The sequence below is a fragment of the Maritimibacter sp. DP1N21-5 genome (genome assembly GCF_019218295.1).
Lineage (GTDB): Bacteria > Pseudomonadota > Alphaproteobacteria > Rhodobacterales > Rhodobacteraceae > Maritimibacter.
The window spans coordinates 862,084-884,859 of record NZ_JAHUZF010000006.1 but is presented as its reverse complement, the minus strand read 5'-3'; the positions used below and the strand labels follow the sequence as shown (position 1 = coordinate 884,859).

General features: G+C 64.8%; 22 protein-coding genes, 1 tRNA gene and 1 pseudogene. 13 read left to right on the top strand and 11 right to left on the bottom strand.

All coding sequences use genetic code 11. From position 1 onward, the window contains the following. Position 1: 1 nt before the first annotated feature. Together KJP29_RS12040 and dusB are read right to left on the bottom strand one after the other, a co-directional pair. Positions 2 to 1,066, bottom strand: coding sequence for a nitrogen regulation protein NR(II) (locus KJP29_RS12040; RefSeq protein ID WP_218463792.1), 1,065 nt, complete (start codon positions 1,064 to 1,066; stop codon positions 2 to 4). Beyond that, complete coding sequence (gene dusB / locus KJP29_RS12035; RefSeq protein ID WP_218463791.1) at positions 1,066 to 2,049, bottom strand: tRNA dihydrouridine synthase DusB; 984 nt, start codon at positions 2,047 to 2,049, stop codon at positions 1,066 to 1,068. The genes KJP29_RS12040 and dusB overlap by 1 nt, the downstream gene beginning before the upstream one ends. Positions 2,050 to 2,216: 167 nt before the next feature. Here dusB and KJP29_RS12030 point away from each other — a divergent pair, with 167 nt between their 5' ends. The 4 genes from KJP29_RS12030 (at position 2,217) to KJP29_RS12015 (ending at position 5,706) form a co-directional block, all read left to right on the top strand. Further along, positions 2,217 to 3,383 carry a bifunctional 2-C-methyl-D-erythritol 4-phosphate cytidylyltransferase/2-C-methyl-D-erythritol 2,4-cyclodiphosphate synthase gene (locus KJP29_RS12030; RefSeq protein WP_218463790.1) on the top strand — a complete coding sequence of 389 codons (1,167 nt, stop codon included), beginning with the start codon at positions 2,217 to 2,219 and terminating at the stop codon, positions 3,381 to 3,383. Positions 3,384 to 3,386: 3 nt separating this feature from the next. Further along, on the top strand, positions 3,387 to 3,878 hold the full coding sequence (locus KJP29_RS12025; RefSeq protein WP_218463789.1) for a phosphatidylglycerophosphatase A: 492 nt from the start codon (positions 3,387 to 3,389) through the stop codon (positions 3,876 to 3,878). Positions 3,879 to 3,880: 2 nt separating this feature from the next. Beyond that, a complete protein-coding gene (locus tag KJP29_RS12020; RefSeq protein ID WP_218464935.1) occupies positions 3,881 to 4,351 on the top strand; it encodes a CinA family protein in 471 nt (156 codons plus the stop codon). Positions 4,352 to 4,527: 176 nt separating this feature from the next. Further along, entirely contained in the window at positions 4,528 to 5,706 is a 1,179-nt protein-coding gene (locus KJP29_RS12015; protein ID WP_218463788.1) for an ammonium transporter, read from the top strand. A 189-nt stretch (positions 5,707 to 5,895) separates the two neighbouring features. Here KJP29_RS12015 and KJP29_RS12010 read toward each other — a convergent pair whose 3' ends face one another. Continuing rightward, complete coding sequence (locus tag KJP29_RS12010; RefSeq protein WP_218463787.1) at positions 5,896 to 6,744, bottom strand: metallophosphoesterase; 849 nt, start codon at positions 6,742 to 6,744, stop codon at positions 5,896 to 5,898. A gap of 97 nt (positions 6,745 to 6,841) precedes the next feature. Between KJP29_RS12010 and KJP29_RS12005 the strand changes: the two genes are divergently transcribed. The 4 genes from KJP29_RS12005 to KJP29_RS11990 all read left to right on the top strand — a co-directional run bounded on the left by KJP29_RS12005 (position 6,842) and on the right by KJP29_RS11990 (position 10,188). Further along, positions 6,842 to 8,176 (top strand): HlyC/CorC family transporter, encoded by a 1,335-nt coding sequence (locus KJP29_RS12005; RefSeq protein WP_218463786.1) that lies wholly within the window; start codon positions 6,842 to 6,844, stop codon positions 8,174 to 8,176. Beyond that, the gene (locus tag KJP29_RS12000; RefSeq protein WP_218463785.1) at positions 8,173 to 8,940 is read left to right on the top strand and encodes a hypothetical protein; all 768 of its coding nucleotides are present in this window, start codon (positions 8,173 to 8,175) and stop codon (positions 8,938 to 8,940) included. Before KJP29_RS12005 ends, KJP29_RS12000 begins: the two co-directional genes overlap by 4 nt. Before the next feature lie 85 nt (positions 8,941 to 9,025). After that, complete coding sequence (locus KJP29_RS11995) at positions 9,026 to 9,667, top strand: M23 family metallopeptidase (protein ID WP_218463784.1); 642 nt, start codon at positions 9,026 to 9,028, stop codon at positions 9,665 to 9,667. A 212-nt stretch (positions 9,668 to 9,879) separates the two neighbouring features. Then, the gene (locus KJP29_RS11990; protein WP_218463783.1) at positions 9,880 to 10,188 is read left to right on the top strand and encodes a hypothetical protein; all 309 of its coding nucleotides are present in this window, start codon (positions 9,880 to 9,882) and stop codon (positions 10,186 to 10,188) included. Between the two features lie 10 nt (positions 10,189 to 10,198). On the opposite strand, the gene KJP29_RS11985 is transcribed toward KJP29_RS11990, so the two are convergent. After that, positions 10,199 to 11,755, bottom strand: coding sequence for a helicase HerA-like domain-containing protein (locus tag KJP29_RS11985; protein WP_218463782.1), 1,557 nt, complete (start codon positions 11,753 to 11,755; stop codon positions 10,199 to 10,201). A 484-nt stretch (positions 11,756 to 12,239) separates the two neighbouring features. Here KJP29_RS11985 and KJP29_RS11980 point away from each other — a divergent pair, with 484 nt between their 5' ends. Beyond that, on the top strand, positions 12,240 to 12,941 hold the full coding sequence (locus KJP29_RS11980) for an invasion associated locus B family protein (RefSeq protein ID WP_218463781.1): 702 nt from the start codon (positions 12,240 to 12,242) through the stop codon (positions 12,939 to 12,941). Positions 12,942 to 13,025: 84 nt separating this feature from the next. Here the strand turns inward: KJP29_RS11980 and KJP29_RS11975 are convergent, their stop codons facing one another. The 3 genes from KJP29_RS11975 to KJP29_RS11965 all read right to left on the bottom strand — a co-directional run bounded on the left by KJP29_RS11975 (position 13,026) and on the right by KJP29_RS11965 (position 16,249). Then, positions 13,026 to 14,231, bottom strand: a complete 1,206-nt coding sequence (locus KJP29_RS11975; RefSeq protein ID WP_218463780.1) for a beta-ketoacyl synthase — start codon at positions 14,229 to 14,231, stop codon at positions 13,026 to 13,028. An 8-nt stretch (positions 14,232 to 14,239) separates the two neighbouring features. Then, the gene (locus tag KJP29_RS11970; RefSeq protein ID WP_218464934.1) at positions 14,240 to 14,506 is read right to left on the bottom strand and encodes an acyl carrier protein; all 267 of its coding nucleotides are present in this window, start codon (positions 14,504 to 14,506) and stop codon (positions 14,240 to 14,242) included. Between the two features lie 135 nt (positions 14,507 to 14,641). Further along, complete coding sequence (locus KJP29_RS11965) at positions 14,642 to 16,249, bottom strand: murein L,D-transpeptidase (protein WP_218463779.1); 1,608 nt, start codon at positions 16,247 to 16,249, stop codon at positions 14,642 to 14,644. A gap of 330 nt (positions 16,250 to 16,579) precedes the next feature. Between KJP29_RS11965 and KJP29_RS11960 the strand changes: the two genes are divergently transcribed. The 3 genes from KJP29_RS11960 (at position 16,580) to gph (ending at position 18,758) form a co-directional block, all read left to right on the top strand. Then, positions 16,580 to 17,149, top strand: coding sequence for a DUF882 domain-containing protein (locus tag KJP29_RS11960; protein WP_218463778.1), 570 nt, complete (start codon positions 16,580 to 16,582; stop codon positions 17,147 to 17,149). A 123-nt stretch (positions 17,150 to 17,272) separates the two neighbouring features. Beyond that, positions 17,273 to 18,013, top strand: coding sequence for a glutamine amidotransferase (locus KJP29_RS11955; RefSeq protein WP_218463777.1), 741 nt, complete (start codon positions 17,273 to 17,275; stop codon positions 18,011 to 18,013). A 94-nt stretch (positions 18,014 to 18,107) separates the two neighbouring features. Next, positions 18,108 to 18,758, top strand: coding sequence for a phosphoglycolate phosphatase (gene gph / locus KJP29_RS11950; RefSeq protein WP_218463776.1), 651 nt, complete (start codon positions 18,108 to 18,110; stop codon positions 18,756 to 18,758). Positions 18,759 to 19,330: 572 nt separating this feature from the next. On the opposite strand, the gene KJP29_RS11945 is transcribed toward gph, so the two are convergent. The 4 genes and pseudogenes from KJP29_RS11945 to KJP29_RS11930 all read right to left on the bottom strand — a co-directional run bounded on the left by KJP29_RS11945 (position 19,331) and on the right by KJP29_RS11930 (position 21,320). Further along, a tRNA-Arg gene (locus KJP29_RS11945) sits at positions 19,331 to 19,407 on the bottom strand. 272 nt (positions 19,408 to 19,679) lie between these two features. Beyond that, a pseudogene (locus KJP29_RS11940) lies at positions 19,680 to 20,000 on the bottom strand (DDE-type integrase/transposase/recombinase); the annotation flags it as partial. Positions 20,001 to 20,045: 45 nt separating this feature from the next. Then, positions 20,046 to 20,786, bottom strand: a complete 741-nt coding sequence (locus tag KJP29_RS11935) for an anti-sigma factor (RefSeq protein ID WP_218463775.1) — start codon at positions 20,784 to 20,786, stop codon at positions 20,046 to 20,048. Positions 20,787 to 20,825: 39 nt separating this feature from the next. Continuing rightward, positions 20,826 to 21,320 (bottom strand): RNA polymerase sigma factor, encoded by a 495-nt coding sequence (locus KJP29_RS11930; protein WP_218463774.1) that lies wholly within the window; start codon positions 21,318 to 21,320, stop codon positions 20,826 to 20,828. 99 nt (positions 21,321 to 21,419) lie between these two features. Between KJP29_RS11930 and KJP29_RS11925 the strand changes: the two genes are divergently transcribed. Further along, entirely contained in the window at positions 21,420 to 22,769 is a 1,350-nt protein-coding gene (locus KJP29_RS11925) for a S8 family serine peptidase (RefSeq protein ID WP_218463773.1), read from the top strand. Positions 22,770 to 22,776: the final 7 nt, after the last annotated feature.

The window sequence follows — 22,776 nt, the reverse complement described above, 5'->3', positions numbered from 1 at the left end:
GTTATTCCTTCACTTTCGGGGCGACCGGGAGAGAAATCCGGAACACCGTCTTGCCGGGGACCGAGTCGACGGAGATCCATCCGTCGTGGTCGGAAATGATTTTCGACACCAGCGCCAGCCCGAGCCCGGTGCCGTTCTCGCGACCCGAAACGAAGGGTTCGAAGATCTGGTCGACCATCTCGGGCGGAATGCCGGGGCCGTTGTCGATGATCTCGACCTGAAGCGGCAGCCGGTTGCCCGATCCGTCGGACCGGCGCAGGCGCAGCGAGTGGTCATAGAAGGTGCGGATACGGATCTGCCCGCCGGTGTCGTCGGCCACCTGCGCCGCGTTCTTCAGAAGATTCAGGAACACTTGCATGAGCTGGTCCGGGTCCACGAAGGTCGGCGGCAGCGACGGGTCGTAGTCCTCGATGATCTTCATCTTGGCGGCAAAGCCCACCTCGGCCGACTTCTGCGCCCGGTCGAGAAGGTCGTGGACATTTACCTCGCGCTTTTCCGGCGGGCGCAGGTTGCCGAATTGTTCGACCTGCTCGAGGAGCGCGACGATCCGGCGACTTTCGGCCACGATGAGGTCGGTCAGCTCCATGTCTTCCTGAGAGAGCCCCATGGACAGAAGCTGCGCCGCCCCCGTGATGCCCGCCAGCGGGTTCTTGATCTCATGCGCCAGCATCTCGGCCATGCCGATGGCGGACCGCGCGGCGGTCTTGACCCCATGCGCCTTGCCCATCCGGTCGGCGAGCTTGCGCGGCTCCATGAGCATTAGGATATGGCCCTCGGACCCGGAAAGGGGCGCGATCTGGATGTTGCATTCGACCGGGGCGGCAAAGCCCGTGCCCACGTCGACCGAATTGATGAACATCGGCCCATGGTCGCGCCGCACGCGGGCGAAGGCGCCTTCCATGTTGGTGGCGATGGCCAGCTGGTCCAGAACGGGCTTGCCGATGACGGATTTGGACGAGGCATTGAGAAACTGCTCGCCTGCCGAATTGATTTCGAGAATCGCGTCTTCGGGGTCGAGGATCAGACCCGGCACGGGAAGCGAATTCCAAAGGCTGTCATTGTCCATCACGCCACCTCTCTCTGCGGCGAAAGCGCATCCGGAATGAGGTCGATTACCCGATCGGGGTCAGGCTCGGAGAGGACCCTGCGGCGCAGGTCCGCGTCGGTGTTCGCGTGATCCATGTACCAGCCCAGGTGCTTTCGGATGACCCGCTTGCCCAGATCGGCCCCGTAGAAATCGAGCGAGGCGCGGTAGTGCCCGGTCACCATGTCGGCCAGCGCCGCCCCCTTCGGGACGCGTGGCGCGGGGGTGCCGTAGAGCGCGGAGGAAATTTCGGCCAGAAGCCAGGGTTTCCCGCCGGACGCCCGCCCGACCATGACACCGTCCGCCCCCGATTGATCGAGCGCCCGCAGCGCCGAAGTGGGTCCGTCGATGTCTCCGTTCGCGATGACGGGAATGGTCACGGCCTCTTTCACCGCCCGGATCGCGGCCCAGTCGGCTCTGCCCTTGTAGAACTGGCAGCGCGTGCGCCCGTGGATCGTGATGAGGCGCACGCCCGCCGCTTCGGCCCGCCGGGCAAGCTCTGGCGCATTGAGGCAACCGTCGTCCCACCCCAGCCGGGTCTTCAGCGTGACAGGCACCGACACCGCCTCGACCACGGCTTCGATCAGCGCGAGGGCGAGCGGCAGGTCGCGCAGGAGCGCCGAGCCGGAGAGGCCCCCCACCACCTTTTTCGCGGGGCAGCCCATGTTGATGTCGATGACCTTAGCGCCGGCGTCTTCGACCATGCGCGCGGCTTCCGCGATCCAGAAGGGGTCGCGCGCGGCCAGTTGCACCGCCGTGTTCGCGATCCCGAACCCAAGCTCGGCCCGTTCGCGGGTGCCGGGCTTGGCCTGAACCATCTCTTGGCTCGCGACCATTTCGGACACGACCATCCCCGCACCGAAGGACGAAACGAGGTCCCGGAACGGCAAATCGGTGATTCCTGCCATGGGGGCCAGGAACACGGGCGCGTCGAGGGTAAGGCTATCCGACAAGCAAATGCTCACTGCTTAATCCTTGTGCAAGTGCCCCCGATATAGGACGGCCGCGAATTGGGTGCAATTTCAGGTCAGAGGGTGGCCGAATTATTCCGCGTCTGCCCAACATTTGTGCAGATCGAAAGGGAAATGCTAGGGTCATTGTCGTCTCAATGCGCATTCAGTAAACGATTGCCATGGAAAACGACCCCAGTGCCCCCGCCGGCCCCTCGCCCCGGATTGCCGCCGTCATCGTCGCCGCCGGACGGGGGACACGCGTCGGTCCGGGCGCGCCGAAACAGTGGCGGCCACTGGCCGGGCGGCGGGTCGCGGACTGGACACTCGACGCCTTTCGCAACCACCCCCGGGTGGAACGCATTGTGCTGGTCCACCACGCCGAGGACCTGGACGAGCTGCGGGACATGGAGGACATCCTCCTCACTCCCGGTGGGGCAACGCGGGACGCAAGCGTTGCCTGCGGGCTGGCGGCGCTGGCCTCCGATCCCCCCGACATTGTCCTGATCCACGATGTCGCGCGACCGCTGGTGACGCCCGACACCATCGACCGCGTGATCGATGCACTCACCCACGCCCCCGGCGCCGCGCCGGCGCTCACCGTGACCGATGCGCTCTGGCGCGGCGACAATGGGCGGGTCGCGGGCACGCAGGACCGCAGCGGGCTCTTCCGGGCGCAGACGCCGCAAGGCTTTCATTTCGAGGCCATTCGCGCCGCCCATGCGGCCCAACCCGGCGGTGCCGCCGACGACGTCGAAGTGGCCCGGAGCGCAGGTCTTGACGTCACCATCGTCGCGGGCGACGAGAGAAATATGAAAATCACAGGACCCGAGGACTTCGCCCGGGCCGAGCAGTATCTGAGAGGTCGCATGGATATCCGAACCGGCATTGGCTATGACGTTCATGCCTTCGAGGAGGGTGAGGCCTGCATCCTTTGCGGTGTCGCGGTCCCCCACGACAAAAAGCTCAAGGGTCACTCGGACGCCGACGTCGGGATGCATGCGCTGACCGACGCGATCTATGGCGCGCTGGCAGAGGGCGACATCGGTCGCCATTTCCCGCCGTCAGACATGCAGTGGAAGGGGGCGGAAAGCCACATCTTCCTGCGCCATGCCATCGACCTTGCCCGGACCAAGGGATACGAGCTCGCGAATTGCGACGTCGTTCTCATCTGCGAACGTCCCAAGATCGGGCCCCATGCCGCCGCGATGCAATCCGCCCTGGCGGAAATCATGGGGGTGGAGGCAGACCGGGTGAGCGTGAAGGCGACCACCTCGGAGCAACTCGGCTTCACCGGGCGCGAGGAAGGCATCGCGTCGCAGGCCATCGCCACCTTGATCAGGACCTGACCGATGAGCCGGATCATCGCCACTTTCCTCTTCGTCGGTTACCTGAAGCCCGCCTCCGGCACCTGGGGCTCGCTCGCCGCGATCCCGCTGATCTGGGCGCTGCACCAACTTGGCGGGCCCTGGCTTCTGGCGGCCGGCATCGTCGTGGCCTTCGTTGCGGGCCTTTGGGCCACCCGCGAAATGACCGCGGACATGGAGAACGAGGACCCCTCGGAAATCGTGATCGACGAAGTGGTCGGGCAAGCCATTGCCATTCTGCCGGTCTCGATCGGCGCCGCCGGGGTCGGGGTCGACGTGCTCGCGCTCTGGCCTGGCTGGGTCGCGGGGTTCCTGCTGTTTCGCCTCTTCGACATCTGGAAACCCTGGCTCGTCGGCTGGGCCGACCGGCGTGGCGGCGCCATGGGCGTGATGGGGGACGATGTCATCGCCGGCATCTTCGCGGCTATCGGCGTTCTGGTGCTCGCGGCGCTCTCGCACGCGGTGCTGATGGCATGAGCGTGGACGTCGCAGCCCTCCTCGCCGCCTGCCGGTCCAAAGGGGTGCGGCTTGCCACGGCGGAAAGTTGCACCGGCGGTATGGTCGGCGCAGCCCTGACCGATGTGGCCGGATCGTCCGATGTCTTCGACCGCGGTTTCATCACCTATTCCAATGCCGCGAAAGTCGCGATGCTGGGCGTCGCCGAGGCCACGCTCGACCGGGTCGGTGCGGTGTCCGAGGACGTCGCGCGCGAGATGGCCGACGGCGCGCTTGCGCGCTCGGACGCCCAGATCGCTGTGTCGATCACAGGCATCGCGGGTCCCGGAGGGTCCGAACACAAGCCGGAAGGACGGGTCTGCTTCGGCTTGGCAGGCGCGGGTGCGACCTGGACCGAGACGGTCGACTTCGGCGCGACCGGACGCCCGAACGTGCGCGCGGCGGCGCGCGACCACGCGCTTCGGCTGATCGAAGGCGCACTCGCCCGCATCTGACCGAGTTTCATTTGTGCGTCATTTTTAGGCGACGCACATGCCAGATGTCCTGATTATTTTGCAGTTCCGAAATTGCTCGCTTGTTCAGCAGGCCGCTTAACGCTTGCGCCTTGCGCGAAGGACCGCGGCCGCTACACCCGCCCGAAACCCAAGCAAAGATAGGGATGGAGGGACCAATGAACGGAGCGGATACCGCCTGGATCATCGTGGCGACGGCGCTTGTGCTGTTCATGAGCCTGCCGGGGCTCGCGCTTTTCTACGGAGGACTCGTCAGGGCGCGCAACGTGCTGTCGGTCTTCATGCATGTCTACGCCATCGCGGCGCTCATGAGCATCCTGTGGCTCATGTTCGGCTATTCCATCGCCTTTGGCGACGGCAATGCCGTCTGGGGCGGATTGGGCAAGATGTTCCTCAACGGCGTCGATGCCGACAGCCTTTCGGGGACCTTGCCCGAGGTCCTGTTCTTTGCCTTCCAGATGACCTTCGCCATCATCACGCCCGCGCTGATCGTCGGCGCCTATGTCGAGCGGATCGGCTTCGGCTTCGTTCTGGCCTTCTCCGGCCTCTGGATGCTCCTGTGCTATGCGCCCGTGGCCCACTGGATCTGGGGCGGCGGGTTCCTGTCGGATGGCGGCATCTTCGGAGAGACCGGCGTGCGCGATTTCGCCGGCGGCATCGTGGTTCATGAAACCGCGGGCCTCGCCGCGATCCTGATCTCGGTCTTCCTCGGACCGCGCAAGAACACGAAGCATCCCCCGCACAACCCGGGCTTCGTCATGATCGGCGCTTCCATGCTCTGGGTCGGCTGGTTCGGCTTCAACGGCGGCTCGCAGCTTGCCGCCGACGGCGGTGCGGCCATGGCGATCACCGTCACGCACATCTCGGCGGCTGCCGCGTCGCTGTCCTGGGCGCTGTGGGAGAAGATCAAGTTCGGGCGCGCGTCGCTCGTGGGTATCGTCACGGGGACCATCGCGGGTCTCGCTTCGATCACGCCGGCCTCGGGCTTCGTGGGTCCGGTCGCTGCGCTGATCATCGGTGGCGTCGCGGGCATCCTCTGTCAGGAAGCGGTGAACCTTATCCGCAACCGGCTCAGGATCGACGACACCCTCGACGTCTTCGCGGTGCATGGTGTGGGCGGGATCTTCGGCACCATCATGATCGCGGTCTTCGGGGCCGGGTCCTGGGCCGCGCAACTGGGGTCTCTGGCGATCGTCGGTGTCTTCACGCTGGTGGTGACCTTCGTGCTGATCAAGGGGGTTTCCATCCTGACCCGCCTCCGGGTCGACGAAGAGACCGAAGTGAACGGGCTCGACCTCGCGGTCCACGGCGAGCGCGCCTACGACACGGCGTCATAAGACCGGACGACATTTGAACCATGGCTGGCGCCGAGCGATTGGGGACGATCGCCCGGCGTCTGTCGTATTGCGTGGTCGTCCGGAGTTCCGGGATACCGGGATTCTAGGATCCTAGAATCCCGGTATCCCGACGGACAACACCATCGGCCCATCCACCATTCGCAAGAGACGTTTTGCACGCCGCGCCCGTTACCGCGGCATTCCGCCTTCGATCTCTGGCACTTCGACCTGCGCTCCTCGGCGCCGCATCGTCAGGGGCAGCACCTCCTGCGACGGCCAGATGCCGGACAGGAGCGCCCTGTCGTAGCCTTGAGTGAGACCTGCACGACGCATCGCCGTGACGCTTGGTGCGGGATCGTAGTTCAAGCGTCGGATATGGGCCCCCTGCCCGTCCAACACGACGAATTGCCCGCCGGGCACGCCGTTGTTGGGCGGCATCCCGATAGCGCCTGCGTTGATCCAGTGGCGACCGGCCGCGATCCGGGAAAAGGCGATACCGCAATGTCCCGCCACCACGGCGTTCACCGGGCCGACGGCGCTCTCGATCGCCGCGATTTCCTGTGCGAACTCGGGCTGGCGCGACACCGGCCAGAGAAACCGCGCCCGGTCCGTTTGCCCGCCGTGAATGACCGCATGGCGTTTGCCGCCATGCGAAAACGCGACGAGGTCGGGAAGCCCGCGCATCCACGCCCGCGCGCCTTCCCCGATGGTCGCAATGGCATGCGTCCACCATGGCCCCGACAACCGGTCACAGGCGCTGCCCGCGTCAAAGCCGCAGCCGCAGTCCGCCCGGCCCGTCGCAAGGCCCTCCTCGACATTGCCCGCGACCACGGTCCAACCCGAAGCGCGCACCCGGTCCACGCAGGTCGCCCCTTCGGCGCCATAGCCCGCGATATCGCCGGTGCAGATGACCCGATCCGGCGGGACCCCAAGGCGCGATACCTCGCTCTCGAGCGCCATCAAGGCCGACAGATTGCCAAGCGCGCCGCCCCACAGGACGACGGTCCCGGACAGCTCGCCGAGGTCTCTGGACGTCATGGATCCTCCCAAATCCACCGCCGCGCTTCGACCTGAGGTCTTGAAACGAAGCGGCCTGACAACCATAACACGCCAAACCCCTTGGAAAGAAATCAAAATGAACCCTGCCGAAACCGGCGCCCTCGACACCGCCTTCTGGATCACGGCCGGTGCCATCCTCCTCCTTCTCGTGTTCTCCGCCTTCTTCTCGGGTTCGGAAACCGCGCTCACGGCCGCTTCGCGCGGCAAGCTGCGTGCGAAATCGGACAAGGGTGACAAGAAAGCCGAACGCGCCCTGAAGATCACCGAGGACACCGAGCGGTTGATCGGCTCGGTTCTGCTGGGCAACAATTTCGTCAACATCCTCGCATCGGCGCTGGCGACCTCGCTCTTCACGCGCCTCTTGGGTGACGGGGCAATCGCTATGGCGACGCTGGTCATGACGCTCCTCGTCCTCATCTTCGCGGAGGTGCTGCCCAAGACCTATGCCATCACCAGGCCCGAAGAGGCCGCTGGTTGGGTCTCGGCGCCGATCCGGGTGATCATCATCGTGCTTTCGCCCATCGTGGGCATCGTGCGGCTCCTGACCCGCGTGATCTTGCGGGCCTTCGGGGTCCAGACGGACCCGGATGCCCAGCTTCTGGGGGTGCGGGAGGAAATCGTCGGGGCCATCACGCTCGGCCACCACGAGGGCGCGGTGGAGAAAGAGGACCGCGACCGGCTTCTGGGCGCGCTCGACCTTGGCGACCGGACGGTCGAGGAGATCATGCTTCACCGCAGCCAGATCGAGATGATCGACGCCTCTCTCGGCCCGCGCGAGGTGCTGGAACAGGCACTCGCCTCGCCGCACACGCGCCTGCCGATCTATGAGGGCGAACAGGAAAACATCGTGGGCGTCATCCACGCAAAGGACCTGAGCCGCGCCATGTATGCGGCGGGCGAGGCCGCGGGGGACGGCAACCGGCGCGAGGCCTATGACAATTTCGACGTTCTGGAAGTGGCGATGGAGCCCTATTTCATCCCCGAGACCACGACGCTCGACGACCAGATGCGCGAGTTCCTCAAGCGCCAGACGCATTTCGCCCTGGTGGTGGATGAATACGGTTCGCTTCAGGGCCTCATCACGCTCGAGGACATTCTCGAAGAGATCGTGGGCGAGATCACCGACGAGTTCGACACCTCGGACGCGGGCGATCTTCGGGCGCTGGCCGACGGGAGCTATTCCGTGGACGGCGGCATGACCATCCGCGACGTCAACCGTGCCAACGACTGGTCGCTACCCGATGACGAGGCGAACACCATCGCGGGGCTCGTCATCCACGAGGCGCAGATGATCCCGAACGAAGGACAGGTCTTTTCCTTCCACGGATTTCGCTTCGAGGTAACGAAACGCATCGACAATCGCATCGCCCGGCTCCGGATCCGCAAGCTGACGACGGGGGCGCGCCCATGAAGGAAAAGATCATCGACTGCGGAAACGGGTTCTGGAACATAAGGGGCAGCTTCAAGCTCGCCGGCCTGATCGACCTTGGCACGCAGACCTCGCTTCTGCGGATGGGTGACGGGCGCTTCGTGATCCTCGACAGTTACAGCTACGCGCCCGAAACGCTGGAGCGGATCGACGCGATCACCGGCGGGCGCGACAAGGTTGCTGCGGTGATCAACCTCCACCCTTTCCACACGCTCCATACCGAAACCATGCGCACGGCCTTCCCGGAGGCCGTCCATTTCGGAACATCCCGGCATATCGCGAAATTCCCGCATCTCGATTGGGCCGCGACGGCGAGCGAAGACCCAGCCACATGGGCGCTGTTCAAGGACGACCTCGCCTTTTCGGTGCCTGCGGGCGTAGCTCTGGTGCCGGGAAACGAGAACATCCACGCGGGATCGGTGCTCGCATACCATCCGGCGAGCCGCGTCATCCATGTGGACGACACCTTCAACTTGCGCGGCGCCAAGCCCGGCAAGGCAGGCAAGCTCTCGGTGCACCCGACCCTGTCCTTCGCGCTCGAAAAACGCGCAGGCGCGGCGCGGGATTTCGAGGCCTGGGGCGAGCAACTGTTGGCCGATTGGGCCGATGCCGAGGTGCTCTGCGTGGCGCACGCAGGCGTCCTGCGCGCCGAAGCGCTGGGTCAGGAACGCCTGGTGGATGCGATGGCGCATGCGCTGTCGCATGTCGACAGGAAACTGCGCCGGCACGCCCGCCGCTACGGCTGACGTTCTGAAGGCTTGTCCTGACCAAAAACAAGACTGGCTGGATCAGCGGGTCCGGGTGTAGGTGACCCCCGACGACGGGGTCTCCATGCGGTTCACGACCATCTTCCTCATCCTCATCACCCTCTCCGGCTGTGACCGCGCGGGGTTCGGCACGGCCGTGCCCTACCGCGCCCATGTGGAACCCAAGATCGCGGTGATCATGCCGCCGGACGCGCCCTCCATCGCCCAACAATACATGCCCCTGACCAAGGACGGCGAGCCGGGGCACCGGGGCGTCGACGTGGCCGCGGTGGTCGGGACGCCGGTTCTCGCGGCCGCCGACGGCAGGGTGACCGCCTCCTTCAACGAACCCATCTACGGCAACCGGATCTATGTCGAACATGCGCCCGATGCCACCGGACGACGCGTCGTCACCGCCTATTACCACCTCGACCGACGCCTGGTGGAAACCGGTGCCACGGTTCGGCGCGGGCAAAAGATAGGCACACTGGGAGAAAGCGGGATGCTGTCATCCTATCCCCACCTGCATTTCGAGGTCCTGCGCGAAACCGCACCTGGCGCGAGAACGGCGTCAGGCCTCAACTGGTGGCAAGGCATGGCGCAGGAGGACCCCAACACCCTGTGGGCCGACGGCATCGGGCGCGTGACCTGCTTTCGCACGGCAACCCGCTATGATCCGGCCCGGATCACCTATCCGGTCGCCTGCGGACGAACGGGCGCACTCTAAGAGTTTACCGCAGCGCAACAACTTTCAGGTTATCATGAACCTATCGGTGCACTTCCGCGTTGTGCCCGAAGCGAGGGATCGTTACCTCCGCCGGACGGGAGACGCCCGTCCAGCCTGACTTTCCCCGCATGAGCGCAGCCTTGGCCGGAGGTGTCCAAGGTCCGCAGAAGGAGATCGCCATGTCGAAGATGGCACATATAGGCGCTTCCATCTTGAGCTCCCTTTTTCTTGTCGCCCCCGTGCCGGCCTTTGCCGACGACGACGAGATGTTCGCCGCGCTCGAAGGGCGCACGCTGACGGCGGGACCAACGGTCCTCACGCTGGACACGGGCGGGGCGCTGCACGGGTCGGTCGGTCCCGACACGCTCGAGGGGGACTGGTCGATTTCGAACGGGCGCTTCTGCCGCACGATCAATGCGCCCGAGCGCTTGGCCGGGTCGGAATGCCAGCGGATGGAGATCAACGGCGGCCGCGCGACGATCACGTCCCCGCGCGGCTCGCAGGTCTATACGCTCGACTAAACAGGGGCGTTCAGCGCGCCTTGAAGATGCCGCCCAGAATGCCGCGCACGATGCGTCGCCCGGTCGTGCCCTTCAGTTCCTTGATCACCACTTTCGCCACCTCCTCGCCGAAGGTCGGCGCGGGTTTACGCGACCGGGACCCTGACGTCCGGGTCGAAGCACCCGAACTGCGCCCGCCGTCATAACGCCGCGCGTTCGCGAATTCGCGCTCGGCCTCCTCCTGTTGTTCTTCCTTGCGCTCGGCCTCTTCCGCTTCTTTCGCGGCCTCCGCCGCACGTTTGGTCAGGACTTCAAACGCGCTTTCGCGGTCGATCAGGGTCTCGTATTTCCCGGCGATCGGCGAGGCCGCGATGACCTGTGCCCTGAGCCCCGGGTCGATCGCACCCAGATTGGACGAGGGCGGGCGAATGAGCGTGCGCTCCACGATCCCCGGGGCACCCTTGGCTTCGAGCATCGAGGTGACCGCCTCGCCGGTGCCGACCTCGCGGATCGCCTCTTCCGTCGAGAAGCGCGGATTGTCGCGATAGGTCTCGGCCGCCTGCCGGAGTTCCTTCTGATCCTTCGCCGTAAAGGCGCGCAGAGCGTGCTGGATGCGGTTGCCGAGCTGTCCGAGGATATCCTCGGGCACATCCGCCGGGTTCTGCGTGATAAAATAGACGCCGACCCCCTTGGACCGGATCAACCGCGCGACCTGTTCGACCTTGTCCACAAGTGCCTTGGGCGCGTCATCGAAGAGCAGATGCGCCTCGTCAAAGAAGAACACGAGCTTGGGTTTGTCGGGATCGCCCACCTCGGGCAGTTCCTCGAAGAGCTCGGACAGGAGCCACAGCAGGAAGGTCGCGTAAAGCTTGGGCGAGGCCATGAGCTTGTCCGACGCGAGGATCGAGATCCGACCCTGCCCGTTCGTTTCGGTGCGCATGAGATCGGACAATTCCAGCGCCGGTTCCCCGAAGAGCAACTGCCCGCCCTGGTTCTCCAGCACGAGAAGCGCACGCTGGATCGCGCCCACCGAGGCGGTCGCGACATTTCCATAGCGCAGCGACAGGTCCTCGGCGTTCTGGCCGACCCAGACGAGGAGTGCCTGCAGGTCCTTGAGGTCAAGGAGCGCCATCCCCTGTTCGTCCGCGACCCGGAAGGCGATGTTGAGCACGCCCTCCTGCGCGTCGGACAGCTCAAGCAACCGGGCGAGGAGCAAGGGCCCCATCTCCGACACCGTCGTGCGGATCGGGTGGCCCTGTTCGCCGTAAAGATCCCAGAAGGTCACCGGAAAGGCTTCATAGACATAATCGGTGAACCCGATGGTGCCCGCCCGCTTCTGGAAGGCCTCATGCAGCTTGTGGGCCTCCGACATGCTGCCCGCGAGCCCCGACAGGTCGCCCTTCACATCGGCCAGGAACACCGGCACGCCCGCCTTGGAAAAGCCCTCGGCGAGGATCTGCAAGGTCACCGATTTCCCGGTCCCGGTCGCGCCGGCGACCAGTCCGTGCCGGTTGGCGTATTTGAGCAAGAGACCCTGCTGCATGCCGTAGCCCTCGCCCCCGCCGCCGATGAATACAGCCCCTTCCATGCCCGACCCTTTCAATGAAAACGCAACGTTCTGTCAGGACAATACATTCTTAACCCCTTGGTGCCAGTGTGTTCTTGCCCGGCCTCGCACATCCGACGATGCCGCAAGTCACCGGGCGACGTCCTCCCTGTCTGACTGCCGCGCTCTTCGGGGCGCGGTTTTTTTGCATACCCGGGCCATGTTCAGCAATGATGCGATCGCCCGAGCTCCACGGTCCTTGAACCAAGCCCGCGAAGGTTCCGGAAATATTGATCAAACCGCTGTTGACGGGTGCGTGATCCTGTCGTAGCGTTCGGCCCATAAGTCGGCCAGTCCGGCAGGGAGAAATAAAAAATGGGAAGGGGTTCGCATCTGCGGACCCTTTTTCTTATGGTCTGGCGGCCCGATCGGCGAAAAGATGCAGGCCTCCGATTGGGGGCTGACCTTGCCTCCGGCCCATGATACCGACAGCAGCAATTCAAGACGACCAGACAGGGAAACCAAGATGGCAGATACTGTGAAACCTTTCAGCCTGACCTCGCTCGTGACGCCGCTGAGCCTCGCCGCTCTGCTGGCCGTCGCCGGCCCGGCCTTTGCACAGGATACGACGACCGAAACCCCCGCCGAAGAGGCGCCTGCAGCCGAGGCCGAAACGCCCGCGACACCCGACACCACCTTGCCGGATCTCGACATGGGCGAGGCGACAGGCGCCGAAGGCGACGCCTCACAGCAGATCGAGACCTATGTGGACGAGGTCTTCGGTGACTGGCAGCGTGAATGCCTGCGCATCCCCGGAAACGAAGGCCCCGCGCCCTGCCAGATCACCCAGTTCCTGCGTGAAGAGCCCGAAGGCGCGCCCGTGGGCAAGGTCTCGATCGGCAAGCTGCCGGACGGAAACGAGGCGGTCGCGGGCTCCATGGTCATCGTCCCGCTCGGCGTGCTGCTCACCCAGCAGATCACCGTCGGCGTCGATGCCGCCGCGCCCAAGCGCTATCCGTTCCGCTTCTGCGATCCGAACGGCTGCGTCGCCCAGATCGGCTATACATCGGGTGAAGTCGACAGCTTCATGAAGGGCAACGAGGCGATCGTGACCGTCGTCCCGACCGCTGCGCCCGACCAGAAGGTCGAACTGCCCCTGTCGCTCTCCGGCTTCACCGACGCCTGGAACTCACTGGAGAAACCGGCGGCTCAGGCACCGGCGCAGTAACGCGTCGCCCCCAGGCAAACGCTCTCAAAGACAAAGGCCGCGCAGCACCCTGCGCGGCCTTTTCACGTCGGGTGGCGTTCCCCTTCACCCTGCCGTCAGGACAATCACCGCGTTCATGCCACCGAAGGCAAAGGCGTTGGACAGGACGGCGCGTGGGCGCGCCGCGCGGGCGGCGCCGGTGACGAGGTCGAGCGGCAGGTCCGGATCCGGCGTGTCGCAGCCCATGGTGGGCGGGATGGTGCCCCCGAGTGCCGCCAGACAGGCGATCAATTCGACAGCGCCGGCCGCGCCGATCAGGTGACCATGCATCGACTTGGTGGCCGAGACGGGGATACCGTCCGCCGCCGTGCCGAACACCTCGCGGATCGCCGCGGCCTCGACCCTGTCGTTTGCCGCGGTCCCCGTGCCATGGGCGTTGATATAGCCGATCTCGCCCGGAGCGAGACGCGCGTCGATCAGCGCGCCTGCCATCGCCGAGGCCGCGCCGCGTTGGTCCGGCATGACGATATCGCTCGCGTCCGAAGTCATGGCGAAGCCCGCAACCTCGGCCAGGATGGGCGCACCGCGTGCCTTGGCGTGGTCACGGTCCTCGAAGACGAAGACCGCCGCGCCCTCGCCCTGCACCATGCCGTCGCGGGTGGCGGAGAAGGGCCGGCAGCCCGTCTGAGACATGACCCGCAACCCCTCCCAGGCCTTGAGGCCGCCGAAGGTGAGCATGGCCTCCGTCCCCCCGGTCAGCATCACATCGGCCCGGCCGGAGCGGATCATCGCCGCCGCTTCGCCCATCGCATGGTTGGACGATGCGCAGGCGGAGGAGACGGTGAAGCTCGGTCCGCGCAGACCGAAGGCCATGGCGAGATGCGCGCTCGGCGCGTTCGACATCAGCCGCGGCACCGTAAAGGGATGCACGCGCGACTTGCCTTCGGCATAGACGGCCCGGAAAGCATCGTCCTGCGTGCCCATGCCGCCGCCGGAATTCCCCAGGATCGCTCCGATCCGTGGCGCGAGACGCTCGGTCACGCTCAGGCCAGAGGTCTCCATCGCCTCCCGCCCGGCGACCAGCGCGAACTGGGAGAAACGGTCAAGGAGGCCGAGTTGCTGCTTGTCGAAATGATCGGACGGCTCGAAGCCTTTGACTTGCGCGCCGATCTTGACCGAAAGCTTCTCGACCCCGGGAATATCGAGCGGACCGATGGCAACGGTTCCGGCCGTCATCGCTGCGAGCGTCTCCGGGTAAGTCGAGGCCAGCGGATTGATCGTGCCCGCACCGGTGATGACGACGCGCCGCATGTGCCGCTTCAGGCGGCCGGTTCAGAGAGCAGACCGCGCACCGCCGCGACCAGCGCGGCGACGGTCGAGAGGTCGAGTCCTCCCGCTCCGGGTTCGTTCGCGTTGAAGGGCACCGAGATGTCGAAGGTCTCTTCGATCGCGAAGATCGTTTCGACCATGCCAAGGCTGTCGATGCCAAGCGCATCTAGACGATGCTCCAACGCGATCTCGGACGGCTCCAGCACCGCTTGACGCGCCAGAATGTCGATAATCGTGTGCTCGATCGTGTTGGTCATGTCTTTCATCGCTTTGCCCCATGGTAGCTGCTTTTTACGCGCCTATGCCACCCAAATGAAACAGGGATGCGACGGCGGGCCGCAACGACACCGGGCGCGGGATGCCCCCGCGCCCGGCTCGCATGGTTCGATGTCTCAGCTCTCGAGCGCGCGCAATGTCACTCCGGCGGCCTGCAGCGCATCCCAGATCCGGGCGTCGCGCCCATAGATATCGTCGCGATAGTTCATCACGCCGCGCGTGTCGGTATAGGCCGTGCGATAGACGAGGTGCACGGGAACCGGCTGTTCCAGGTCGATCTTGGTTTCAGCGCCGGACTTCAGGACACGCTGGAAGTCCCCGACCGGATCGTTCGTCTGGGGCGCGAGCATCGCATAGGCGAAGTCGAAGGGCTGGGCGAGCCGGATGCAGCCATGGGAATAGGCGCGCACGTCATGGTCGAAGAGACTCTTGGACGGCGTGTCGTGCAGGTAGATGTTGTACTGGTTCGGGAACATGAACTTCACGTATCCCAGCGCGTTGCCCGGCCCCGGCGGCTGGCTCATCGCGAAGGGGAAGCTGCGGGCCGAATATTTCGAAAAGTCCGTCGCGCGGCTCACGACACGGCCTGCCCCGTCGGTGATCCGCAGATGCCCCGCGGCCCCCGGGTTGCGCTGCAACGCGGGAAGATACTCGCTCACGATGATGGAGCGCGGCACATGCCAGCTCGGGTTCACGATCATATGCTCCATCGTGTCCGAGAACTCGGGCGTGCGATGGGTCGAGATGTTCTTTCCGATGACGGACCGCGTCTCGAACGTCACCTTGCCGCCGTCCACGATCCGCGCCGTGAAGGTGGTCAGGTTGACCCAGACATAGCGGTCGCCCCGCTCAATGTTCATCCAGCGCTCGCGCTCCATCGCGACCACGATGGACTCGAGCCGGTCTTCGATCGAGGTGTTGATCTCGGACATCGTTCCGGCACCCGCGACACCGTCGGTGCCCAGCCCCATATCGGTCTGGAACCGCTGCACCGCGCGACGGATGTTGTCGTCATAGGTCTGGGTCGCGCTGCGGTCGAGGTAGCCCATCTTGATGAGCCGGTTGCGAAGCTCGATGACCTGCGGGCCCGTGGCCCCCGGCTCGAGGGCGGATGCCGTGACCGTCGGACCCCAGCCACCGGAAGCGCGCAGGTGTTCAAGGTGGAGCTTCTCGCGCATCAAGCGCGCGTATTCTTCGGACTTGGGCGGCAGCGAGCGCAGGAAGGGTGCCGGCTGCGCGGCCGCGAAACTTTTGAGGATCTCGGTTCGGTCACGCAGGGGCACCTCGCGCTTGATCCCGTCGTCCACTGCGGCAGGCGTCAGGATACCCGTCTCGATCTGGCGGGCATAGGTCAGGAGCAACTTCGACAATTCGACCTCGACCCGGCCAAGGTCGCGCGGACTGTCGATGGCGCGCATCTCGGCTTCGAGCGCGGCAGTGTCGTAATCGGCAAGCGGCAAGCCGTGGTCGTCGGCATGCTGGATCGCCTGGAAGAGCGCAAGGATCCGCGCCTGATGCGCGTCCGAACCCGAGGTCCAGATCGGCTCGTAACCGTTGTCACGGTAGAAGGCGGCCACCTCCTCGTCGCCCACGGCGGCTTCGGCCACCGATTGCGCGAAGGTCGAGATGGTCTGTGACAGCGCGGGAAGCGTGGAAATCGCCGTCGACGCGGCGAGAGATGCGGCAAGAACGAACGCAGAAACGCGGTACCGGTGAAAAATCATTCTGTCCCCTCAGATATCATGGCCAAAGGTTTTGCGGCGATAGGCCAATTCTTGCCACAGCCTCTTGCGCGAGAAAATCACAAACCCGGCATATCTGGGGGTTTGACCGGGTGCAGAGGCCTCTGCGACACAATGGACACGGATTAACGGAAGTTTTGGGCTTTTCAGCCAAAACTTGCCGAAAGTCCTTGATTCGTTTCCAAGGGCAACCAAAGGGGCTTGGCGCACGAATCGTACCATGCAATAGTCCCGTCATCGCCTGGGGGATAGGCGTAACGACGGTCCACTGAACCGAGTGGGCACAGGCAAGAAACTGGGACGATTGGGACAATGACCATGTCGAGTCAGAACGGCTTGAGCCGCCGGGCACTGCTGGGTGCCTTCGCGGCAACTGCGGTAGTGGCCGCACCGACCTATTCCAAGGCAGCGGGTTTTCTTCGGGGTGCGGGCGACGTGCGCCGTATCGCGATGTATTCCGGCCGGACAGGTGAAAGCATCAACACGATCTACTGGATCGAAGGCGACTACATCAAGGAAGCCTTGGGCGAGATCAATTATTTCATGCGTGACTGGCGCTCGGACGAGCAGAAGGTGATCGACAGCCGCACCGTCGACATCGCGGCCGCCGCGCATTCGCTCCTCGACAGTTCCGAGCCCTACATGCTCCTCTCCGGCTACCGCTCACCCGCCACAAACAACATGCTTCGGGCCCGCTCGCGCGGCGTGGCGAAGAACTCGCTCCATATGGTCGGACAAGCCGCCGACCTGCGCCTGCAATCGCGTTCGGTCAGCCAGATCTACAAGGCGGCAGCGGCCTGCAACGCGGGTGGCGTCGGCAAGTATTCCGGCTCCAACTTCGTGCATATGGATTGCGGCCAGGTTCGCACCTGGGGTAGCTGAGCCAGCTCTCCCTTGAACGAAACGCCCCGGCCCAAGCGCCGGGGTTTTCTTTTTCCCAGGCAGGGACTCGCCCTGATCCGTGGTGCATGCGAGAAGGACGCGGGCGCCAGAGCGAGATCCGACATGAAGCCATTCCTCATCCTGCAACTGCGCCCCGAACGCGTGGCGAGCGACGACGAGTTTGCAGCCATCCTGACCAAGGGCGGCCTTGACCGGGGCGAGGTCCGTCGCATCGAACTCGACCACGAGGACCTGCCCCTTGGCCTCGATCCCGCCGACTTTGCCGGCATCATCGTCGGCGGCGGTCCTGGCTGCGTGTCGGATCCGCCGGAAGCGAAAGACCCCGTCGAAGCGCGTATCGAGGCGCAGATCCTGTCTCTCATGCCGAAGATCACGGACCGCGACCTGCCCTTTCTGGGCTGTTGTTATGGCATCGGGATTTTGGGCCAGCACCTTGCCCCGGGGTCGGTATCAAAGGATCATTACGGCGAAGCCGTCGGCCCCAGCACCTGCCGTGTGACGGTCGAAGGGCGGGCCGATCCGCTCCTTACCGGGCTCCCCGACGCCTTTGACGCCTTCGTGGGCCACAAGGAAGCGCTCGACCGCCTGCCCGCAGGGGTCGTGCGGCTCGTCACCTCCGGTCCCTGCCCCAACCAGATGGTCCGCTTCGCCCGCAATGTCTATGCCACCCAGTTCCACCCCGAGCTCGACGCCCAAGGCCTCGAGACGCGGATTGGTGTTTACCGTCACCGCGGCTATTTCCCGCCCGAGACGGCGGAGGCATTGGTCGCCATGGGCCACGCCGCCGATGTCACCTGGCCAGGCGAGATCCTGCGGAATTTTGTAAGGCGGTTTCGCGGGTGACGTTCGCGCAGCTCGACGAAGACCGCCGGGCCCGGACCATCGTGCGCCCGAGCGGGCAAAAAGCCGGTCCCAGGAGCAGCAAGGAGTTTCACCGATGAGCCCGATCGTCTTCGACCTCGACGGCACCTTGGTCCATTCCGCCCCCGACATCCGGACGGCGGTCAATGACGTCTTGGCGCGCCACGGCGTAGCGCCTTTTTCCCTGGCCGAGATCATCGGTTTCATCGGCAACGGCCTTCCCAAGCTGACCGAACGGGTCATCGCCGCGCGCGGGCTTACCCTCACCTTCGCCCCGTTCCATGCCGAGATCGCCACCGCTTATGATAGGGAGAATGGCGCAAAGACGCGGCCCTTTCCCGGCGTCCTCGAAGCGCTCGAAGCCTTGCGGGCAGCGGGCCATCCGCTTGGCATCTGCACGAACAAGCCGTTTGCGCCGGCGCGGGACCTGCTGGCCAGGCTGGGAATCGACGGATATTTCGACGGCGTGATCGGAGGCGACAGCCTGACCACCCGAAAACCGGACCCGGCCCCTCTGGCGAAGACCTTTGCGGATCTGGGAGGGACGGGCCTCTATGTCGGCGACAGCGAAATCGACGCACAGACGGCACAGTCGCTTGGCGTCCCCTTCCTCCTGTTCGCCGAGGGCTATCGCAAGGCACCTGTCACGGGCATTCCACACACCGCCGCATTCACGGATTGGAGCGCGCTTCCTGGCCTCGTCGCTGACGTTCTGGCCTACGGATGATCAGGCGCAGTGCGCTCATTCGGCCGTGGAGCGGTTGCTGGCGCGGGACGCAAAAGTTGTGCGATCTCTCTCGCGAAGTCTTGCGGGCTTCTCTCTTGCCCGGAAAGTTGGCTCGGGGCAGAAAATCCCTCTGCGCCCTGACGCAGAAGCTCCAGAATCCCGGCGTCCAGATAGCCAATCCTCGCGCAGACTTTCTCCAGTGTCTGCCCGACGTCCTCGCCGCGATAGGTGAAACAGGGAAGCGATGCTCGACAATGCGATCCTAAAGGATGTCGCCTCGCGCAAGTGGTAACGCTTGGCGTCAGGCGGGAAGCCGTGGCACACGTTGTGGAATTCCACGGGGTGAGCCAGCGACGGGCATGCGGGGCCTTGTCTGTGGATGAGCGCGCGCTATCGCAGCGTGCGGCCTGACGATGCCGATGCGAGGGCCGCGACCAAGGCTGTCGGGGCGAAGCGGCGGCATCCCCGTGTCTAACAAATGTGAAAGCAGCTGATTTGGTCTCCATAATCGCCTTAGCCGCCCGCATCCTAGAGAACAACTCGAGGGAAAACAGTGGCTTACCTGTGGTGAATGGCGCACCCGAGAGGATTCGAACCTCTGGCCTCTGCCTTCGGAGGGCAGCGCTCTATCCAGCTGAGCTACGGGTGCCGTGCGCGCGGTATAGGGCAACGTATTTCCGCCCGCAACCACTATCACGCCGCTCCTGCCGTTCGACCCAGGGGTGGTCGCGGACCAAATCGAACTCGTCTCCACTTGGACAGAGACGCTGTCCTTTGCGCCACGAGTGGACGGCGCTACTCGGCGTGAGCGGTCTTGCGGTTCTGCTTGAAAATGCCTCGACTGGAGAAGTCGTACCGTTTCGTGACTGACATCGGCACCGCGCTCATGGAGCAGGTCCTCGACATTTCGCAAAGACGGTGGGAACCGGATGTAGAGCATTGCCGCGGGATGAATTTATGAGGCCGGCCATAGTGTCTCATTGATTTCCTAAGGAATTTCAATGCTGCCTTCTTGTCTCGTGTCTTCGTGACTAAGCTTTCGAGGACCTCGCTTTCATGGTCCACAGCGCGCCAAAGGTAGTGCATCTCGCCGTTGATCTTCACGAACATCTCGTCGAGATGCCACCGCCAATGGCTCGATCGCATGCCCTCGATCCGGCGTTTGCGGATCTCGGTCGCAAACATTGGACCGATCCTGTGCCACCAAAATCGGATGAACGTGACGCGGTGGCCCACGTGAATGCGCATGGCCTTGAGGGGCCATTGCCGAGCACCTCCGGATCGGGGTCAGCGCGTCAGAGCGTCCAGCGCTTCCGCCTCTGCCTCGCGTGACAGTGGCGCCGAGGCACCGATCGCGGACAGGTAGGCTTCGAGGGAATCGATGGAGGACGCCGGCGCGTATCCTTGCGCATCTCCGTTCGCCGTCGCGACCGCCAGTCGCGTCTGCCAGTCACCGTCCGCCCGGCAAGCGACCGCGACGACGGTCCTGCCGGTCGTTCCGTCCAGCTCGAACTCCCGGCAGAAGGTCCCGTCGGCGTCGGTGAACGAGGCAATGATGCGCGCCTCTCCTGCCGCAAGCTGCCGCGTCTCACCACTGCGAAGTTCAGCCAGAACCTGGGCCAGACCCGGTGTATCCAGCAGCGCCACCTCTAGTGCCCCGGTGTCCTGCCCATTTATCAGCCAGCCGGCGCCAAGCCCCACGGCAAGCGCGATACTCGCAGCCAGCGCGACAGGTTCCCACCGTTGCTTCGGAGCGGCGGGGAAAGGAACGACATCGGGTGCTGCATCCACGCGGGCGGACTCCATCGTGGCCCGCACACGCGACATGAGCGCGTCGGGTACGGGCTCATGTTCCCGCTCGGCCGCCGCCTGTTTCAGAAGTTTGCCGGTGCTGGTGAAAATCGCCATCCGCTCCGCCAGATAATCATCCCCGCGCAAAGCCTCCTCGACGGCCCGCGCGGTCGTTTCATCCAGTTCCCCATCGGCATAGGCCATGAGTATCTCATCTGGAAAGGCGGGCTTGGTCATGCCTTGGCTCCTTGTCTCTCCGGCTCAACGTCCCGGCGCTCATTTTATTCCCATCTTTTCAGCCAGAGCGACACGCGCACGGGCAAGCCGGCTCATCACCGTGCCTTTCGGAATATCCAGAACCTCGGCGGTCTCGGCATAGGAGAGCTCCTCGAAACACACCAGCCGAAGGACGTCCTGCTGTTCCACAGGCAACGTCGCGATCGCCGCTTCGGTCTCGCGCAAGGTCATCCGCGCTTCCAGAAGCCGATCGCCGTCCTGCGTCGCGGCCTCGGGCATTTCCGTGACGTCGAGCTCTGTCCCTCGGGTACGCCGACGTCGGGTCTGGTCGATCCAGGCGTTGCGAAGAATCCGGAACAGCCAGGCGTCAATGCTGCTTCCCGGCGCGAAACGGTTTCGGGACGCGATGGCCCGCTCCACCGTGAGCTGGACAAGATCATCCGCCACATCCGGCGCACGGCAGAGCGAAAGCGCATAGCGCCGCAGCTTCGGCAAAGCCGCAATCAGAAGCTCTTCGAAACCTGGAATTGGCAAAACCGACCGCCTGATGGCTTTTTTCCTGATCGAACTGGAATAACTTCATTCCAGACACGTTAGTCAATCATCAACGCATTTCTACTCGGATCTTGAACCATGCCGACCCGACTCACATCCGTTGTTGTCCTGGCCCTGCTCTTCACCACAGGACTCGATCCCTTGATCACACGACCCGACGCGCCCTCAGGTATTGCCTGGGCGGATGATGACGATGACGATGATGACCGACGGTCATCGCCAAGGACAAGGCGCGACGACAGCGGTCTGACCCCATTCTCACCCCGCACGCGACAACCCCAAAGGACCGCACCACGCCCCCGCACCGCCACGCCGGCACCCGCGCCTCAACCGGACTTCGCGCCGGACGAGATCGTCACCCTCGGCCTCTCCGGTGACGACCTTGCTCTCCTTGTGGTCCAGGGCTTCGCCGTCATCGAAGAGACGGATGTGCCCGGTCTCGCGGCGACGCCGCGCCGTCTCGCCCCGCCGGACGGGCTGACTCTCGCCGATGCCCGCGACGTGATCCGCGCCCTTCCGACCGGGGAAGACGCCGACTTCAACCATTTCTATCGGAGCGAGCAGGGCTTTTCCGAAGATTGTCAGGGCAGCGATTGTCCCGCCCGGCGGATGATCGACTGGGACATTCCACCGGACCGCACCTCCACCTGCGGCAACTCTGTTCCCATCGGCATGATCGACACCGGTATCAACGAGGAGCACGAGACCTTCGCAGGCGCGCACCTTGATGTGAAGCGACTTGGCCCCGACAACTTCGACCGCTCGCGCGCCCTGCATGGAACGGCCGTCGCCGCCCTGTTGGTGGGCGATCCGCAAACCCGATCTCCCGGTCTGGTCCCCGGCACGAGGCTTGTCGCGGTCGATGCTTTCTACCGCACGGACGGGGACGAGCGGGCCGACATCTTCACTCTCTTGAAGGCCCTCGGCCATCTGGCCGACGAAGGCGTGATGGTCATCAACCTTAGCCTCGCCGGGCCCGCCAACGCGGTGCTCGAGGAAAGCCTGCGTCGCCTGGTCTTCGACGAGGACATCGTCGTGGTCTCGGCGGTCGGCAACAGCGGCCCGGGCGTCGACCCCGAGTATCCCGCGGGCTACGACGCCGTTATCGCCGTAACGGCGGTCGACCGGGACGGCGCCATATACCGGCGCGCCGTACGCGGTGCCCATGTCGACCTCGCTGCGCCCGGCGTGAATGTCTGGACAGCGGCCTCGGTCTCGGGCGCAAGGTTCAAGACCGGCACCTCCTTCGCCGTGCCCTTCGTCACGGCCGCCGCCGCTCTGGTCCGCGAAGCGCGACCCGATCTGGATGCCGTCGCCGTCGGGCAACGGTTGCGCGAGTGGGCGACGGACCTCGGAGATCCGGGGCATGACGACACATTCGGCGCAGGTCTCTTGAACATCAGTGGTCTGTGCGACCCAACACTCTAGAGGACGA

What these genes read in the sequence shown, in the direction of transcription:
- KJP29_RS11970 (WP_218464934.1), bottom strand. Translation starts at nt 14,506, where the DNA reads ATGACCAACACGATCGAGCACACGATTATCGACATTCTGGCGCGTCAA.
- KJP29_RS12005 (WP_218463786.1), top strand. Translation starts at nt 6,842, where the DNA reads ATGAACCCTGCCGAAACCGGCGCCCTCGACACCGCCTTCTGGATCACG.
- KJP29_RS11975 (WP_218463780.1), bottom strand. Translation starts at nt 14,231, where the DNA reads ATGCGGCGCGTCGTCATCACCGGTGCGGGCACGATCAATCCGCTGGCC.
- KJP29_RS11980 (WP_218463781.1), top strand. Translation starts at nt 12,240, where the DNA reads ATGGCAGATACTGTGAAACCTTTCAGCCTGACCTCGCTCGTGACGCCG.
- KJP29_RS11965 (WP_218463779.1), bottom strand. Translation starts at nt 16,249, where the DNA reads ATGATTTTTCACCGGTACCGCGTTTCTGCGTTCGTTCTTGCCGCATCT.
- KJP29_RS11960 (WP_218463778.1), top strand. Translation starts at nt 16,580, where the DNA reads ATGACCATGTCGAGTCAGAACGGCTTGAGCCGCCGGGCACTGCTGGGT.
- KJP29_RS12030 (WP_218463790.1), top strand. Translation starts at nt 2,217, where the DNA reads ATGGAAAACGACCCCAGTGCCCCCGCCGGCCCCTCGCCCCGGATTGCC.
- KJP29_RS12000 (WP_218463785.1), top strand. Translation starts at nt 8,173, where the DNA reads ATGAAGGAAAAGATCATCGACTGCGGAAACGGGTTCTGGAACATAAGG.
- gph (WP_218463776.1), top strand. Translation starts at nt 18,108, where the DNA reads ATGAGCCCGATCGTCTTCGACCTCGACGGCACCTTGGTCCATTCCGCC.
- KJP29_RS12015 (WP_218463788.1), top strand. Translation starts at nt 4,528, where the DNA reads ATGAACGGAGCGGATACCGCCTGGATCATCGTGGCGACGGCGCTTGTG.
- KJP29_RS12025 (WP_218463789.1), top strand. Translation starts at nt 3,387, where the DNA reads ATGAGCCGGATCATCGCCACTTTCCTCTTCGTCGGTTACCTGAAGCCC.
- KJP29_RS12040 (WP_218463792.1), bottom strand. Translation starts at nt 1,066, where the DNA reads ATGGACAATGACAGCCTTTGGAATTCGCTTCCCGTGCCGGGTCTGATC.
- KJP29_RS11955 (WP_218463777.1), top strand. Translation starts at nt 17,273, where the DNA reads ATGAAGCCATTCCTCATCCTGCAACTGCGCCCCGAACGCGTGGCGAGC.
- KJP29_RS12010 (WP_218463787.1), bottom strand. Translation starts at nt 6,744, where the DNA reads ATGACGTCCAGAGACCTCGGCGAGCTGTCCGGGACCGTCGTCCTGTGG.
- KJP29_RS11935 (WP_218463775.1), bottom strand. Translation starts at nt 20,786, where the DNA reads ATGACCAAGCCCGCCTTTCCAGATGAGATACTCATGGCCTATGCCGAT.
- KJP29_RS11925 (WP_218463773.1), top strand. Translation starts at nt 21,420, where the DNA reads ATGCCGACCCGACTCACATCCGTTGTTGTCCTGGCCCTGCTCTTCACC.
- KJP29_RS11995 (WP_218463784.1), top strand. Translation starts at nt 9,026, where the DNA reads ATGCGGTTCACGACCATCTTCCTCATCCTCATCACCCTCTCCGGCTGT.
- KJP29_RS11985 (WP_218463782.1), bottom strand. Translation starts at nt 11,755, where the DNA reads ATGGAAGGGGCTGTATTCATCGGCGGCGGGGGCGAGGGCTACGGCATG.